Origin of the sequence: Geobacillus uzenensis, assembly GCF_002217665.1 — a bacterium.
GTDB lineage: Bacteria > Bacillota > Bacilli > Bacillales > Anoxybacillaceae > Geobacillus > Geobacillus subterraneus.
The window spans coordinates 232,202-246,519 of sequence record NZ_NEWL01000001.1 but is presented as its reverse complement, the minus strand read 5'-3'; the positions used below and the strand labels follow the sequence as shown (position 1 = coordinate 246,519).

At 54.1% G+C, this 14,318-nt stretch carries 17 protein-coding genes; 4 read left to right on the top strand and 13 right to left on the bottom strand.

The genetic code is table 11. From position 1 onward, the window contains the following. Positions 1 to 123: 123 nt before the first annotated feature. The gene (gene hepT, locus B9L21_RS01145; protein WP_063164855.1) at positions 124 to 561 is read right to left on the bottom strand and encodes a type VII toxin-antitoxin system HepT family RNase toxin; all 438 of its coding nucleotides are present in this window, start codon (positions 559 to 561) and stop codon (positions 124 to 126) included. Positions 562 to 654: 93 nt separating this feature from the next. Between hepT and B9L21_RS01140 the strand changes: the two genes are divergently transcribed. Further along, complete coding sequence (locus B9L21_RS01140) at positions 655 to 924, top strand: DUF3055 domain-containing protein (protein WP_063164854.1); 270 nt, start codon at positions 655 to 657, stop codon at positions 922 to 924. Positions 925 to 981: 57 nt separating this feature from the next. Then, the gene (locus B9L21_RS01135; RefSeq protein WP_063164853.1) at positions 982 to 1,266 is read left to right on the top strand and encodes a hypothetical protein; all 285 of its coding nucleotides are present in this window, start codon (positions 982 to 984) and stop codon (positions 1,264 to 1,266) included. A gap of 221 nt (positions 1,267 to 1,487) precedes the next feature. Here B9L21_RS01135 and B9L21_RS01130 read toward each other — a convergent pair whose 3' ends face one another. Continuing rightward, entirely contained in the window at positions 1,488 to 1,763 is a 276-nt protein-coding gene (locus tag B9L21_RS01130) for a YutD family protein (protein WP_033010389.1), read from the bottom strand. A gap of 112 nt (positions 1,764 to 1,875) precedes the next feature. Here B9L21_RS01130 and B9L21_RS01125 point away from each other — a divergent pair, with 112 nt between their 5' ends. Continuing rightward, the gene (locus B9L21_RS01125) at positions 1,876 to 2,562 is read left to right on the top strand and encodes a YhcN/YlaJ family sporulation lipoprotein (protein WP_063164852.1); all 687 of its coding nucleotides are present in this window, start codon (positions 1,876 to 1,878) and stop codon (positions 2,560 to 2,562) included. A gap of 66 nt (positions 2,563 to 2,628) precedes the next feature. Here the strand turns inward: B9L21_RS01125 and lipA are convergent, their stop codons facing one another. Continuing rightward, a complete protein-coding gene (gene lipA / locus B9L21_RS01120; protein ID WP_063164851.1) occupies positions 2,629 to 3,525 on the bottom strand; it encodes a lipoyl synthase in 897 nt (298 codons plus the stop codon). A gap of 196 nt (positions 3,526 to 3,721) precedes the next feature. Here lipA and B9L21_RS01115 point away from each other — a divergent pair, with 196 nt between their 5' ends. Continuing rightward, positions 3,722 to 4,678 carry a M23 family metallopeptidase gene (locus B9L21_RS01115; RefSeq protein WP_225995607.1) on the top strand — a complete coding sequence of 319 codons (957 nt, stop codon included), beginning with the start codon at positions 3,722 to 3,724 and terminating at the stop codon, positions 4,676 to 4,678. 122 nt (positions 4,679 to 4,800) lie between these two features. Here the strand turns inward: B9L21_RS01115 and B9L21_RS01110 are convergent, their stop codons facing one another. The 10 genes from B9L21_RS01110 to B9L21_RS01065 all read right to left on the bottom strand — a co-directional run bounded on the left by B9L21_RS01110 (position 4,801) and on the right by B9L21_RS01065 (position 14,128). Further along, positions 4,801 to 5,508 (bottom strand): ABC transporter ATP-binding protein, encoded by a 708-nt coding sequence (locus tag B9L21_RS01110; RefSeq protein ID WP_063164849.1) that lies wholly within the window; start codon positions 5,506 to 5,508, stop codon positions 4,801 to 4,803. 1 nt (position 5,509) lies between these two features. Next, positions 5,510 to 6,289, bottom strand: a complete 780-nt coding sequence (locus B9L21_RS01105) for an ABC transporter ATP-binding protein (protein WP_063164848.1) — start codon at positions 6,287 to 6,289, stop codon at positions 5,510 to 5,512. Then, positions 6,264 to 7,238, bottom strand: a complete 975-nt coding sequence (locus B9L21_RS01100; RefSeq protein WP_063164847.1) for a branched-chain amino acid ABC transporter permease — start codon at positions 7,236 to 7,238, stop codon at positions 6,264 to 6,266. The genes B9L21_RS01105 and B9L21_RS01100 overlap by 26 nt, the downstream gene beginning before the upstream one ends. 15 nt (positions 7,239 to 7,253) lie before the next feature. Next, positions 7,254 to 8,132, bottom strand: coding sequence for a branched-chain amino acid ABC transporter permease (locus B9L21_RS01095; RefSeq protein WP_044742715.1), 879 nt, complete (start codon positions 8,130 to 8,132; stop codon positions 7,254 to 7,256). Positions 8,133 to 8,237: 105 nt separating this feature from the next. Next, a complete protein-coding gene (locus tag B9L21_RS01090; protein ID WP_063164846.1) occupies positions 8,238 to 9,422 on the bottom strand; it encodes an ABC transporter substrate-binding protein in 1,185 nt (394 codons plus the stop codon). 372 nt (positions 9,423 to 9,794) lie between these two features. Beyond that, a complete protein-coding gene (yunB, locus tag B9L21_RS01085) occupies positions 9,795 to 10,541 on the bottom strand; it encodes a sporulation protein YunB (RefSeq protein WP_063164845.1) in 747 nt (248 codons plus the stop codon). A gap of 53 nt (positions 10,542 to 10,594) precedes the next feature. After that, entirely contained in the window at positions 10,595 to 10,897 is a 303-nt protein-coding gene (locus tag B9L21_RS01080; RefSeq protein WP_063164844.1) for a YunC family protein, read from the bottom strand. A 61-nt stretch (positions 10,898 to 10,958) separates the two neighbouring features. Beyond that, on the bottom strand, positions 10,959 to 12,341 hold the full coding sequence (locus tag B9L21_RS01075) for a bifunctional metallophosphatase/5'-nucleotidase (RefSeq protein WP_063167275.1): 1,383 nt from the start codon (positions 12,339 to 12,341) through the stop codon (positions 10,959 to 10,961). Positions 12,342 to 12,361: 20 nt separating this feature from the next. Further along, positions 12,362 to 13,264 carry a sulfite exporter TauE/SafE family protein gene (locus B9L21_RS01070; protein ID WP_063164843.1) on the bottom strand — a complete coding sequence of 301 codons (903 nt, stop codon included), beginning with the start codon at positions 13,262 to 13,264 and terminating at the stop codon, positions 12,362 to 12,364. Between the two features lie 15 nt (positions 13,265 to 13,279). Further along, on the bottom strand, positions 13,280 to 14,128 hold the full coding sequence (locus tag B9L21_RS01065; protein WP_063167274.1) for a DUF72 domain-containing protein: 849 nt from the start codon (positions 14,126 to 14,128) through the stop codon (positions 13,280 to 13,282). Positions 14,129 to 14,318: the final 190 nt, after the last annotated feature.

Below are 14,318 nucleotides of genomic sequence, written 5' to 3'. Positions count from 1 at the left end.
GCTAAAAGGCGCATGGTCGACCATCATGGAAGCCGCTTCGTGGCCTCGTGTTGGCCAAAGGCGCATCCGGCGCTGGGATGCGCCCCCATCGTCAATGAGAGGGGGCGTTGAGGCTGCCACCCGTCAACTGCGAAACGCCGACACCGGTCCAAGTTCATTTTCAAGATAATCGCGCACCGCCTTCGGATACGTGTCAAGCGCCGGCAAATGTGCGTCCAGGCTGACGCGCAGTTTCGCATGGTCGACGCTTGTATAGTCATGAACGAGCATTTTCCGGTGGGCGATGAACGCTTTCAGCTGTTCGGCGTCCGCCGGCGTAATGACTTGCTCATCGGCTAAAATGTCAATAATATCGTCATAGCTGCCCGGGTCACGCATAATGAAGCCGTCAATCATCGCGTTGCCGACGTCCAAAACCGCTTCGATGACGACATGGGCGATCCGTTCAAGCGCCAATCGTTGAAGCGGCTCATCCCAGCTGTCCTTGCTTTTGTAATAAGCCAACATTTGTTCCATGCAACGAAGTCGTTCTTCCATTTTTTTTCGATCAACAAAATACACGGCTCATCCCTCCTTTTTCTTGCGCCCATCCCCTCCCCTTTTCGCCGTCTGTCTGCTATGATGGATAGTGACGAAACCATAGGAGGGCTCAATATGGGCGAACGGTTTTACTTGTACGATGACACCGTCCAAGCGGCGGTTCGCTTCGTCAGCTTTGTCGGCGAACGGCAGCGGTTCGATTTGGCGCTCATCGAAACGGATCGTTTTTACGGCAAATCCATCGTGCTTGACTTGCAAAGCAACCGCTTTGCCATTCTTGGCCGCGACGATTTAGAGGAGCCCGGCTACTTAGAGCACGCCTACCAGCTTGATGAACAAGACGCCGACGATTTGCGCGCCTTTTTGGATGAGTGTCTTTCATAACCTTCCTTCATTTTGGGCATCTTATGAAACACTCCGGCACCAAGGAAGGTGAGACGAATGGCGGAACGGGAAACGTATGCCGATTTTTCCGTCGTCGAGAAACAGCGCAATTTTTTAACGGCCGAAGAATTTCCGGAAGGGCCGTACGGATCGCCGCGCCGCGACGACGCCCCGGTCGAAAATAAAAGCACGCCTTGGAAAGAAGGACAGCGCCATTACAGCGCCTTCAACTATGAGTTTAAGTCGTTCCACCAAAACATTCCAAGGCGCGACCCGGCGTCCCACCCGCCGCATGATGATCCGCGCAAAAGCGAACAGTTTCCGTACAACGAAGTCGAATGACGAAGCAGCCGTCCGCCGCAAACGGGCGGCTGCCTTGTTTGCCTTCTCACGCGTGACCCTGCCATTCGCTCATGCCTTAGCCTCAGCCTGCATTCCGTTCGGAACAGCCTTTGTCGCACGGCACCGTTGCGCGTCCATCCGCCGATGCTTTGGCCTCCGCGCGCTGATGGTTCGAAGCGGCCTTCAGCGCGGCGTCACCGCGCCGCCATCCGACCGCACCGTTACCGCTTCACTTTGCGCAACACAAAATAGGCGCACCCAAAGTTGCAATATTCATACAAATACTCCGACAGCGTGCTAATTTTCGTATCGTATGTCGCCTTTTGGTTATGGTCATCGAAAAAGCCGCGCAGGCGAAGCTGATTGTATCCCCAGTCGCCGACAATGTAGTCATACTTCCCTAAAATATCCGCATAGCGGGCGCGAAACGCTTCCTCGTTAAAGGCGTTTTTGACGTTTTCAACCAGTTCGTAACAATGGTTGTTGATGCAGATCACCGCTCTCACCTCGCCTTTCCACTTTCATCATAAACGATGTATCACACCCAATCAATTACTGTTATCAAACGGAAGAGCGTGTGCCACCCTAAAAGTGAAGGGGGTGCTGACGATGAGACGACCATGGTTGGCCGTTATGTTCGGAACGGCCGTCGCCCTAGCCGGCTGCGCGCAGGCGGCCCAGGACGAAAACACCGACGTCTACAAGCGGAGCGGCAATACGATCAATGTTACCGACCGCAATGAGCTATATAACGAAAACGGGGTGCCAAACGGCGATGACACACCGCTAAACAACTTTGGCTACGTCCGTCACCAAAAGAGCCCAACCCTCGGCGATGCAAACGGCTATAATGACATGCCGTCATTCAACCGCGAGCAAGCGGCCGATTTAATCAGCAAGTTGTGCACCCAGCTGCCGAACGTCAATGACGTCGCTACGCTGGTCACAGACGAGGAAGTGCTTGTCGTCTATGATGCCGACACAAATAACCGGGAGCAAACAGCCGATCAAGTGAAAAAGACGGCGCTTTCGGTCGTTCCCCGTTACTACCATGTGTATGTGGCCGACAATCCGCAGCTGATGAGAGAGATTGAGCGCTTCGGCCGCCTCGACTCGAACAGCCGCGACGTTGACCGAATCATGGATGCGACCATCCAGCAAATGCTGAAATATCCGCAAGGGAAAAAGCTCAGCAGCGGGGAAAATGAAAACGGCGAAATGATCAATGAAACGAACGATGAGCTCGACCGCGACTTCCGCGACGGCACACCGCGGCCGACACCGGAGGGGCGCTAGGGCAAAGAAAACGGTCTGCCTTCTTAATGGAGAGGCACGACCGTTTTCCTGTTTGCCTGGCCGATGTTACGCTTTCAACTGCCGCGCTTTCGCCGCCTCGTTCACTTGCTCATCGGCATGATATGACGAACGGACGAGCGGACCGGCCTCGCAATGGCTGAATCCTTTGCTCAGCGCGATCTCTTTCAGCTCTTGAAATTCGTCCGGATGGTAATATTTCACGACTTTCAAATGTTTTTTCGTCGGCTGCAAATATTGGCCGATCGTCAAAATATCAACGTAGTTGGCACGCAAATCGTCCATCGCCTCGATAATTTCCTCTTTCGTTTCTCCAAGACCGACCATGATGCTTGATTTCGTCGGAATATCCGGCTGCAGTTCTTTCGCGCGCCGCAAAAATTCAAGCGAACGTTCGTACGTCGCGCGGGTGCGCACCCGCGGCGTCAGGCGGCGCACCGTTTCAATGTTATGGTTTAAAATATCGGGGCGGGCGTCCATCAGCGTTTTTAAGTTTTCATACACGCCGCCCATATCCGATGGCAGCACTTCAATCGTCGTAAACGGATTTTTCCGGCGGATGGCACGCACCGTTTCCGCAAACACCGCCGCCCCGCCGTCTTTGAGGTCATCGCGGGCGACGGCCGTAACGACGACGTGTTTTAAATTCATGATGCGCACCGACTCGGCGACGCGTTCCGGCTCTTGCCAGTCAAGCTCGGTCGGGAGCCCGGTTTTGACGGCGCAAAAGCGGCAGGCGCGCGTGCAGACGCTGCCCAAAATCATAAACGTCGCCGTCCGCCTTACCGCCCAGCACTCATGAATGTTCGGGCACTTCGCCTCTTCGCACACAGTATGTAAACGGTTTTCCCGCATCAGCTTCTTCAATCCGATATAATGTTCATTCGTGTTCAGTTTAATCTTCAGCCAGTCCGGCTTGCGGACATGTTCTTCGTTTGTTGCCATCGTTCTCACTCCACTTGTCGAGGATTGTTCCATTTTCATTATAAATGAAAAACGCGAAAAAACACAAAAAAATAAGCCGCTTTCCTCTTTTTAACATTTATGAATCGCCTGTTTCTCCCCAAACTAAACATATGAAATGGGCGAAAAGGGGGGATTCCACGTGCACCGATGGTTTGTCGCCCTATGGGTGGCGACGGTGTTGTTCATAGCGGCCAGCGCGGCTTCCGCGGCGGAAAACGACGACGCAGTATACGAACAGCGCATGGAGCTGTATAAAAAAGCGGAGGCGGTTTCGCTCATTCCATGGTATTACTTTGCCGCCATCGACCAGTATGAACGGAACATCCGGCAAGCGCGCCGCGACTTGCCAAAACCAACCGGCGTTCTCGGCATTTATATGAAACCGGACGTATGGGCCGGACCGCTGAACAAAAATCCGCACGATACGAACCCGTTTACGATTTCCCAGTTTGGCGGGCTCGGTGTGGACGGAGACGGGGACGGCAAGGCGCGGTCGGATGACGACGACGACGTCATCATGGCCATGGCGCGCTATTTGCAGACATACGGCATCGATCATCGCCATATTAAAATCGCGTTTTGGAACTATTACCAGCGCTCCAAAACGGTGGATTTGATTTTAGGAAAAGTGAAGATTTACAAAAAATACAAGACATTGAAACTGGATGACCATGTCTTTCCGCTCCCGTTGCGGGCGAATTACAGCTACCGCGACACGTGGGGCGATGCGCGCGGCTGGGGCGGGCGCCGCATTCATGAAGGAACCGACATTTTCGCCGGCTACGGCGTGCCGGTCCGCTCGACGTGCTATGGCATTGTCGAACTGAAAGGATGGAATAAATACGGCGGCTGGCGCGTCGGCATCCGCGACATCAACAACACGTACCATTATTTTGCCCATTTGAACGGCTTTGCCGCCGGGCTTCGCGAAGGGCAAATCGTCGAGCCGGGCACGATCATCGGCTCGGTCGGCAGCTCCGGCTACGGGCCGCCGGGCACCGCTGGAAAGTTCCCGCCCCACCTCCATTACGGCATGTACAAAGACAACGGCTATACGGAGTGGGCGTTTGACCCGTATCCGCACTTGAAAGCGTGGGAGCGGGCCGAGCGGCAGCGGCAAAAGCGCCGCTGACGGCATCCGCCGTGCCAAAAGGCTGCGTGGAAAGACCGCTTTCTATTGCGGCAAACGATATGAAGAAAAAAGGGTGTCTCGCCGCATGAGAGACACCCTCCTCGTCTGACCGCCATTAGCGGTCAATGTCCGCCTAAATAGGCTTGTTTCACTTGCTCGCTCGCCTGCAGCTCGCTCGCCGCCCCCGACAGGACGACGCGCCCCGATTCGATGACATAGGCGCGATCCGCGATCGAGAGCGCCATATGGGCGTTTTGCTCGACAAGCAAAATCGTCGTTCCCGATTCATTAATTTCTTCGATAATGCGGAAAATCGTTTTCACGAGCAGCGGGGCGAGCCCCATCGACGGCTCGTCCAAAAGCAAAAGCTTCGGGCGCGCCATGAGCGCGCGGCCGATCGCCAGCATTTGCTGCTCGCCGCCCGAAAGCGTGCCGGCCAGCTGCTTGCGCCGCTCCTCGAGGCGCGGGAACAGCTGAAAGACTTTGGCAAAGTCTTGTTGAATGCCGTCTTTGTCTTTGCGCAAAAACGCGCCAAGCTCCAAGTTTTCCTCGACCGTCATATTGGCAAACACGCGCCGCCCTTCCGGCACGTGGGAAATGCCGTGCTTGACGATCGTTTGCGCCGCCTTGCCGGCGATCGAAGCCCCTTCGTAGACGATGTCGCCGCTTTTCGGCTTCAACAAGCCGGAGATCGTTTTTAGCAGCGTCGTTTTGCCGGCGCCGTTTGCGCCGATCAGCGTGACGATCTCGCCTTTGTTCACCTCAAGCGATACGCCTTTTAAGGCATGAATGTTGCCGTAAAACACATCGATTGCCTCCACTTTCAACACGTCACGACACCTCCTCGCCAAGGTAAGCCTCGATCACTTTCGGGTTGCTGCGCACTTGTTCCGGCGTGCCGTGGGCGATCAATTGGCCGTGGTCCAACACGTAAATGCGCTCGCATATGCCCATCACAAGCGACATATCGTGTTCGATCAACAAAATCGTCAACGCAAACCGTTCGCGGATAAACGCGATCAAGTTCATCAATTCTTTCGTTTCTTGCGGGTTCATGCCGGCGGCCGGCTCGTCAAGCAAAAGCACTTTTGGCTGCGCCGCCAGCGCCCGGGCGATCTCAAGCCGGCGCTGCTGGCCGTACGGCAAGTTTTTCGCTTTCTCGTGCATGATGCCGTCAAGCTGGAAAATTTTTAAAAACTCGATCGCCTTTTCTTCCATTTCCTTTTCCCCGCGGAAATGGGACGGGAGGCGGAGAATGGAGCTCGCGATCGAATGGCGGGCGTGCGCATGGTAGGCGACTTTCACGTTGTCGAGCACCGACAGCTCGCCAAACAGGCGAATGTTTTGAAACGTCCGGCTGATCCCTTTGCGCGTAATTTTATACGGCGGCAGTCCGTTCAACGTCTCGCCGTCAAGCATAATCCGCCCGTCAGTCGGCACATACACGCCCGTCAACAAGTTAAACAGCGTCGTTTTCCCCGCGCCGTTCGGGCCGATGAGCCCGACAAGCTCCCCTTGATATAGCTCCATCGTCACACCGGAGAGCGCCTTGAGCCCGCCAAACTGGATGCCGACCCCTTCCGCTTTAAGCAACGGTGTTCTTGCCGCCATGATTCATTCCTCCCTGCGCTGCCTTCCGCCATTTGAAGAGCGAAGATAGTTCTTTCGTCCCCATCAACCCGGTTGGACGGTACAGCATCACCAAAATCAAGACGATGCTGTAAATGATCATCCGCGTTTCCGGATAGTTTTGCAAGAACGTCGAAACGATCGTCAGCAACACCGCGGCCACCACCGCGCCGGATAGGCTGCCGAGCCCACCGAGGACGACGAAAATCAAAATGTCGAACGATTTCAGGAAGCCAAAGTTCGATGGCTGAATAATGTAAAAGTGATGGGCGTACAAAGCCCCGGCAATGCCGGCGAAAAACGAACCGATCGCAAACGCTGCGACTTTGTAATACGTCGTGTTGATCCCCATCGCATCGGCAGCGATTTCATCCTCACGGATTGAGATGCACGCCCGCCCATGCGTCGAATTCGTGAAGTTGGCGATGACCATGATCGTGATCAACAAGCACGCGAACACCCACGGCCATGTCGTCATATGGGTCACTGTCATGCCGCTCGCTCCGCCCACATAGTCGATGTTCAACAAAACGATGCGGACAATTTCGCCAAACCCGAGCGTCGCGATGGCCAAATAATCGCCTTTTAAGCGCAAGCTTGGCACACCGATGATAAGACCAGCGAGCATCGCCGCCACCCCGGCTGCCACTACCCCGACGGCAAACGGCAGCTGCAGCTTCATCGTCATAATCGCGGAGGCGTAAGCACCGACAGCGAAAAAGCCGGCATGACCAATCGAAAATTGTCCAGTAATTCCGATAATTAAATGGAGACTGGCCGCCAAAATCACGTTAATCGCCATAAAAAAGAGGGTGTTCACATAAAAGATGTTTAACGTTCCGCTTGTAATCAGCCACTGGACAACGGCGAAAAAGGCGAACGCCAATATGATGGAAACCCAAAACCCACGTGTCCGCTTCCAAGTTGCCATGTTCCATACCATCCTTTACACTTTTTCTCGTACATTTTTCCCAAACAATCCGGCCGGCCGGAAAATGAGGATGAGAATTAAAATGATGAACGCCACCCCGTCACGCCAAAGCGAATAGCCAAGCCCGCTGACGAGCGATTCGATAACGCCAAGCAAAAGCCCTCCTACCATCGCGCCCGGAATGATGCCGATCCCTCCCAACACGGCGGCGACAAACGCCTTCAAGCCTGGGAGAATGCCCATCAGCGGGTCGATCTTCGTATAATAAATGCCAAAAATGACGCCGGCTGCCCCGGCGAGCGCCGAGCCGATGGCAAACGTGGCCGAAATCGTATTGTCGACGTTAATCCCCATCAATCGAGCCGCTTCCGCATCATGCGAGACGGCGCGCATCGCTTTCCCGATTTTCGTTCGGTGAACGATGAATTGAAGAAGGATCATTAAGACGAGGGACGTGCCGAGGATGAATAGCGACTGGCTGCTAATGACGACGCCAAACAGCTCCAAATTCTGCTTTGGAAGCAGCGTACCCGGATACGCTTCCGGCTGTGCCCCGCGCAAATAAATCATCACGTACTCGATCAAAAGCGAGACACCGATGGCCGTAATGAGCACAGCAATGCGCGTCGCGTTGCGCAGCGGCTTGTACGCAATCCGCTCAATGACTACCCCGAGCACGGCGCAGGCGGCCATCGCCAACAACAGCGCTGGGAAAAAACCGACGCCGAGCATCGTCACAGCGTAAAAACCGACGAATGAACCAATCATAAAGACGTCGCCATGGGCGAAGTTAATGAGCCGGACGATGCCATACACCATCGTATAGCCAAGCGCGATGAGCGCATAAATGCTGCCTAGCGAAATGCCGTTGACCAGCTGTTGAATGAGTTCCATGATTGCACGCTCCTTAACGAAAACTCGTCGTTGGCCAAAAGAAATGCCGGATGGGAGGGCGCCCCTTAGGGGCCTCCCCTGTCCACGCATCCATCCAGCCTTTTATTACGGATTCACTTTTGTTTTAAATTGCTGCTGCCCGTCTTTGTATTCCAAAATAATGGCCGATTTGACAGGATTGTGGTTTTGATCGACCGTAAATGTTCCCGTGACAAGCTGCAAATCTTTCGTTTGCGCCAGCGCGTCTTTAATTTTCACCGGATCGGCGCTGCCAGCCCGTTTGATGGCATCCGCCAAGAAGTATACCGTATCGTAGCCAAGGGCGTTAAAGGCGTCCGGCGCTTTATTGTATTTCGCTTGGAACGCTTTGACAAATTCTTGAATTTTCGGGTCCGGGTCGCCCGACGAATAATGGTTCGTAATGTACGTATTGTTCAACGCGTCTTTGCCGGCAAGCTCAATCAGTTTTGGCGAATCCCAGCCGTCGCCGCCCATGATCGGGACGTTCAACCCAAGCTCGCGCGCTTGTTTGACGATCAAACCGACTTCTTCATAGTAGCCCGGCAAGAATAAAAATTCCGGATTGGCCGATTTAATGCTCGTCAGCGTGGCGCGGAAGTCGGTGTCTTTCGCCACATACGCTTCTTCGGCAACAATTTGGCCGCCGCCGGCTGTAAATGTTTCTTTAAATGACGCCGCCAGCCCTTTCGAGTAATCGCTCGCGCTGTCGATCAAAATCGCCGCACTTTTCACTTTCAAGTCATCCAATGCGAATTTTGCCGCCACCGTTCCTTGGAACGGGTCGATAAAGCACGTCCGGAAGACGAACTCGTTCACTTTGCCATCTTTGACGGTCACCGTTTCGCTCGTCCCAGACGGTGTAATAATCGGAACTTTATTGTCATTGGCAATTTGCACTTGAGCGAGCGTGTTCGTGCTCGTCGCCGACCCGATAATGGCAGCGACTTTATCTTGACTGATCAGCTTGATGGCGCCGTTTGTCGCTTCGGCCGCTTCCGATTTGTTGTCTACTTTGACAAGCTCCAACTTTTTGCCGTTGATTCCTTCTTTGTTGATTTCCTCAAACGCCAGCTCTACTCCTTCGGCGATCGACTGTCCATACGAAGCGACCCCGCCGGAGAGCTCAAGGTTGGCGCCGATTTTAATGACATCGCCGCCCCCTCCACCGCCGCCCGAGGAGCCGCCTTGTTGGTTGCCGCCGCAGCCGGCCATAAGGCCCGCTGTCAGCATGAGCGAGAAAAAGACACCTGCTACTTTTTTCTTTTTCACTCGTTTTCCCCCCATTGTTCATAATGTTCTGTCATCGGAGTGCGCAGTTTAACGGTATCGGCGAAAAACCCTCTGCATGCGCACTTGTGGTCGTGAAGGAGCAGCCGGATTGGAAACCGACCCTTCTTTCTCCCCATTCCTTTTGTCCTCTGCTCCCACATCCCCTCTAGCAATTACATAAATAATAAAACTATTTTCAATTTAATATAATATTACAAAATTCCATCCTGTTCGTCTAGCGGTTTTCTTTTTGAAAATGAAAAAGCTGTTCCGCTCTGAACAAATGCTGGCGAAACAGCTGAATAACCATTGATAAAGGGAACGCTTTCTTTGTATAATGTTTCCATGCTTCTACCAAAACCATTTCCCTCTCTAGCGTGTTGGCAGCTGAAGTGAAGGGCCAACAGGACCGCTTCCTTTGTTATAAAATTGCGGCACTTCTCCTGGAATGAAGCGCATAACAAGCGGAATGTCGCTTGTCACAGTGGAAATTTTTGAAGCAAACGGGATGATCACTTGAATATCGACAGCAACATGAATATCCACTTCAATAAAAAAATTGTTGATGTCATACGCATGAATTTGTTTCGTCACTTCGGAATCGACGTTGCCGACGATTTGAAACTGGACCGGAATGCGCGGGCCGAGGTTGGCTAACAGTGCGTTGTTCGTCACTTGCCCGAGCGGGATGTAGTAAATGATGCCGCGGCTGTTCCCTTGACCGGATTCGACTTCAGGGAGCACCATGCGTTCAATCCGCCCCTCTGTCGCCGCCTTCAAGCTTTCCATCACATGATCGTCTGTTTCTTCTAAAATGCGGTTGATGATTTCTGTGTTGAAATCGACAGACACGACTTTGCCGTTCTGATCTTGTTGAAGGGTGACAATTTTCTGGAATTCAGGATTTTCTTTGCTGAACTGTTGTTCCAACGCATTGTTGATCACTAAATTGGCGATCCGCTTCGTTTCCGTTTCAGCTATTTCCAGCAGCACGGGCTTCATGCCTTTATTCACAATCCAAAGGCTTGCCGCCGTTGAAAACATAAAAAAAACGAACGTCAATAAAAACACGTAGCGGAACGGGAGCGGGCCTCTTCGCAGCAACCGGGGGCGCACCAAAATACAAATCCCTCCTTTACAAGCTATATGTATGCTTGCAAGGAGGGATTTTTTCACCGCATTTTCAACAGCGCGTCTTTCCCTTTCATTCCCGGTTCAATGCCAAGCTCTCGGGCGGCGATTGTCACCGACTCGAGCGGTGCTTCAAGCAGCTGTTCGATCGTGCGCACCCCGACCGCCCGGCCGGCGATGATGCCGCGGTCGCGCAGCTTTTCGTTCAATAAGGCGACATCGAGCGCCCCGCACATAATATATCCTTTGTCGCTCGCCACCGCCAGCAAATTCGTCTTTGGCAGCTTCACAGATACGGCAATCAACGGATACCCGTCAATGATGATCGGCGTCACTTCCACCATCGCCGCAGTCACTCTCCTTTCCATACTCCAATGTATGAAGCATGGAAAAAGAAGTGCCTGCCTATTGGGCCAATTTCCAGGCGAGAAGATCGCGCAAAAACTCCGGCATATAGTACGTTTTCTCCGCCGCCCGCTGAATTTGCGGGTAAAAATGACCAATGGCAAACATGTCGGTCGTCGCCACGTCATAGGTGCGCTCCGGCTCGAGCGGCTCGCCGTTGATTCGAATGGCGCGGATATGCCAGGCGCCGTCTTCTTCCAGCTCCGTTTCGATCTCGACGCCGTCGTACACCATTTCCCCCATCACTTCGCCGCGGAAGCCGAACCCTTTAAACCGCAAATGCTTCATCCGTTCCGTATTGGCCTCAAGGATAATCTCTTTGAGCTCCGCGCCGCGCAGCTTCACCTTGCACGGGTTGAGCGGATGCGGGCAAATGCGATGCACATCTTTTTTCGTCACCGGTCCTTTTGACAGCGGTTCAAGCAACACGCCGGCGTTGACCATGCCGATGTCGGCCTGGCACCATTCGCGCAGCGCAGACGCAAGCAAACGGGCAAGCGGCGACGGAGCGAACCAGTCAAGCGGCAAGTCATCATGGAGCACAGCGACTTGTTCCGCTTCAAGCCGCGCCAAACTTTTCTGTTCAAGGGAGCGAAGGCGGCACGCCACTTCTTCGGAAAACGGCATCACACCAGCATCCACCACCTTCGCAGACGCCCGCCCAAGACGTCGCCCTTCCACTTCCAGCTTAACGACGCCGACATATTGTCCGTATTTCCCAGCCGCGCAAAGAAGCGCACCGTTTACTTCCTTGCCTTCTGGAAACACATGGTGGGTATGAGCGCCCAACACAATATCCACGCCCGGAATCGTCGCAGCGATTTTTTCATCTTCATTCACCCCAAGATGGGATAAGACGACGACGCAATCAGCTTTTCGTTTCACTTCCTCCACCGCTGCGGCCAACAAATCAAACGGTGGGGCAATTTTCCAGCCAAGCAACTCGTAAAAATGGGAAAAGGGGGCGGTGGCACCGACTACGCCGATGCGGAACGTCTCTGTCGCCGGGATAACGACATACGGAAGCGCCCAATGCGGCCGCTCGCCGTTGCGGCGGAACAAATTGGCGACCACAACCGGAAACCGAGCCCGCTCGTACAGCGTATCAAGCTCGTCGTAATCAAGCGTGATTCCTTCATTGTTGCCGATCGTCACCGCATCATAGCCGAGATCATTCAACAAATCCACATTCGCTTTTCCGCGCGTCGCCTCGGTAATCGGGTGCACGCGATCGAGAAAATCGCCGACGTCAAACAACAGCATCGCCTCGTTGCGGGCGCGATGTTCCCGTCTCCGTTCCGACAAAAAGCGGGCGATTTGCGGCCAATGTTCAAAATGGCTATGCACGTCGTTCGTATGATAAATGTAGATAGTTTGCTTCAAAACGCGCGCCCCTCCTTCCATTACGCCAAACTTTCCCATACAAGCCGGGCCCCGAGCAGCACAAGCACTAGCCGCAGCACGACGACAAGCGTCCGGCTCGGCATCCGCTTATTGATCCACGCCCCTGTTTTCGCGCCGATCCACACCCCGGGAATGAGGGCAAGGGCAAACGGCCATTGCACGTTTCCCATCGCGACATGGGTGAGCGAACCGATGAGGGAGGACAGGAAAATCATCAACATCGACGTCGCCACCGCCACATGGGGCGGAAAGCGAAACAGCACGATCATCGCCGGCACCATGAGCGAGCCGCCGCCAATGCCAAACAGCCCGCCGAAAAAGCCGACGACAAACGCGATGGCGACCGCCGCAACCGGATGATAGCCGTACACGGCCATTTCCCCGTTCCGTCCGGTGTACGTGCGCACTACTTTTCGCCTCCACCACGGCGGATGGGCCGTTTCCTTTCGTTCTGGGGCGAAGGCATCCGGCTCCAGCCCGTTTTCCTTTGCCGCCGCGCCCTCTTCCGATGCCCGCGGCTTCGTTTTCTTTTGGCTCAACGACAAAAAGAGCGACATGGCGATTAAAAACAGCCCAAAATACAATGAAAAATGGGCGACGCTGAGCGTATTGTTCACCCACGCGCCGAGAACCGTCCCGGGAATACTGCCGAGGCAAAACAGCAGCCCGCTTCGGTAATCAACCATTTTATCTTTCATATATGACAATGTCGATGACAAACCATTAAAAATAATAACAACAAGCGACGTGCCAACCGCCACTTGCGGCGTCACCGCCGCGAGCCAGCCAAGGGCGCCGAAAAATAACAGCGCCGGCACGATGATCACCCCGCCGCCGAGGCCGGCCAAGCTCCCGAGCGTTCCGGCGACAAACCCGATGAACAGAAGCAACGCATAAGCCATCTTGCCTCCCCCTCTTCAAAACAACCCGAGCTGGCGCGGCGCAAGCCCTTTGTACTCAATGCCAAGCAAATCGATCAACTGCTTGGCGTTGTCGGCGGCATCCCCGCCGGAATTGTTGTTAAACAACACATAAATATGTGCCGTCTTTCCCATTAATGCCTTGATATGATTCGCCCATTCGCTTAGCTCGCGCTCATTGTAGCGGTACAAATAGCGGACCGCCCGCCAGTTCTCTCCGGCCGTCGCCTTGTTCCAGCCGTGCACATTGCGCCCGTGCAGGCGGATGAGCGTCTTTTCCTGATCAGTCGGATGCAACACGGTCGGCACCGACCCTTCCCCCGCTTGCGGCTCATCGCAGATGCTGTGAATCCATCCTTCCTCTTCCATAAAACGGAGCGTTTTATCGTAAAACCGGGGCGAAAACCACGACTGATGACGAAACTCCAAGGCGACAGGCACCGCTCCCATCCGCGCCTTGACCGAGCGCAAGTAGGCGACATGCTCGCGCCGGCAGTCAAACCACGGCGGAAACTGAAACAGCACCATCGCCAGCTTGCCCGCCTCTTGAAACGGCGCCACAGACTCCAAAAACGCCGCAAACATCTCTTCCTTGTTCTCATATGGAATCGGGCCGCGCTCATGCCCGGTCATCCCTTGGTAGGCCTTCACGATAAACTGAAACGACGGCGGCGTTTCGCGAATCCATTTTTCCACGTTCGTCCGCGGTTGAATGGCGTAAAAATACGAATCGACCTCGACCGTTGGAAAATGGGCCGCGTATTCCAGCAACTTGTCTTTCGCCGCAAGACCTGGCGGATAGAGGTTGTCATGATCCCCCCAACCAGTCAGTCCGATGTAAATCATCACGATCACCAATTCGTTCGATTTCCAGCTATCTTCACTATACCATAAGCGCGGGCGGCGCGAAATAAAAATGACCGCCGCACCATCAAGGGCAATGTCAGTTCATAGATTCATAACGTCCATAATTTACAATCGAGGAACGATTGCGATACAATGATACCCATCGAAACATTCTGACAATGGGAGGGCT

Coding starts and splice junctions, on each gene's coding strand:
- B9L21_RS01140 (WP_063164854.1), top strand. CDS start 655: ATGGGCGAACGGTTTTACTTGTACGATGACACCGTCCAAGCGGCGGTT.
- B9L21_RS01135 (WP_063164853.1), top strand. CDS start 982: ATGGCGGAACGGGAAACGTATGCCGATTTTTCCGTCGTCGAGAAACAG.
- B9L21_RS01125 (WP_063164852.1), top strand. CDS start 1,876: ATGAGACGACCATGGTTGGCCGTTATGTTCGGAACGGCCGTCGCCCTA.
- lipA (WP_063164851.1), bottom strand. CDS start 3,525: ATGGCAACAAACGAAGAACATGTCCGCAAGCCGGACTGGCTGAAGATT.
- B9L21_RS01105 (WP_063164848.1), bottom strand. CDS start 6,289: ATGGCGGCAAGAACACCGTTGCTTAAAGCGGAAGGGGTCGGCATCCAG.
- B9L21_RS01100 (WP_063164847.1), bottom strand. CDS start 7,238: ATGGCAACTTGGAAGCGGACACGTGGGTTTTGGGTTTCCATCATATTG.
- B9L21_RS01095 (WP_044742715.1), bottom strand. CDS start 8,132: ATGGAACTCATTCAACAGCTGGTCAACGGCATTTCGCTAGGCAGCATT.
- B9L21_RS01080 (WP_063164844.1), bottom strand. CDS start 10,897: ATGGTGGAAGTGACGCCGATCATCATTGACGGGTATCCGTTGATTGCC.
- B9L21_RS01070 (WP_063164843.1), bottom strand. CDS start 13,264: ATGGCTTATGCGTTGCTTCTGTTCATCGGGTTTGTCGCCGGAACGCTC.
- B9L21_RS01065 (WP_063167274.1), bottom strand. CDS start 14,128: ATGATTTACATCGGACTGACTGGTTGGGGGGATCATGACAACCTCTAT.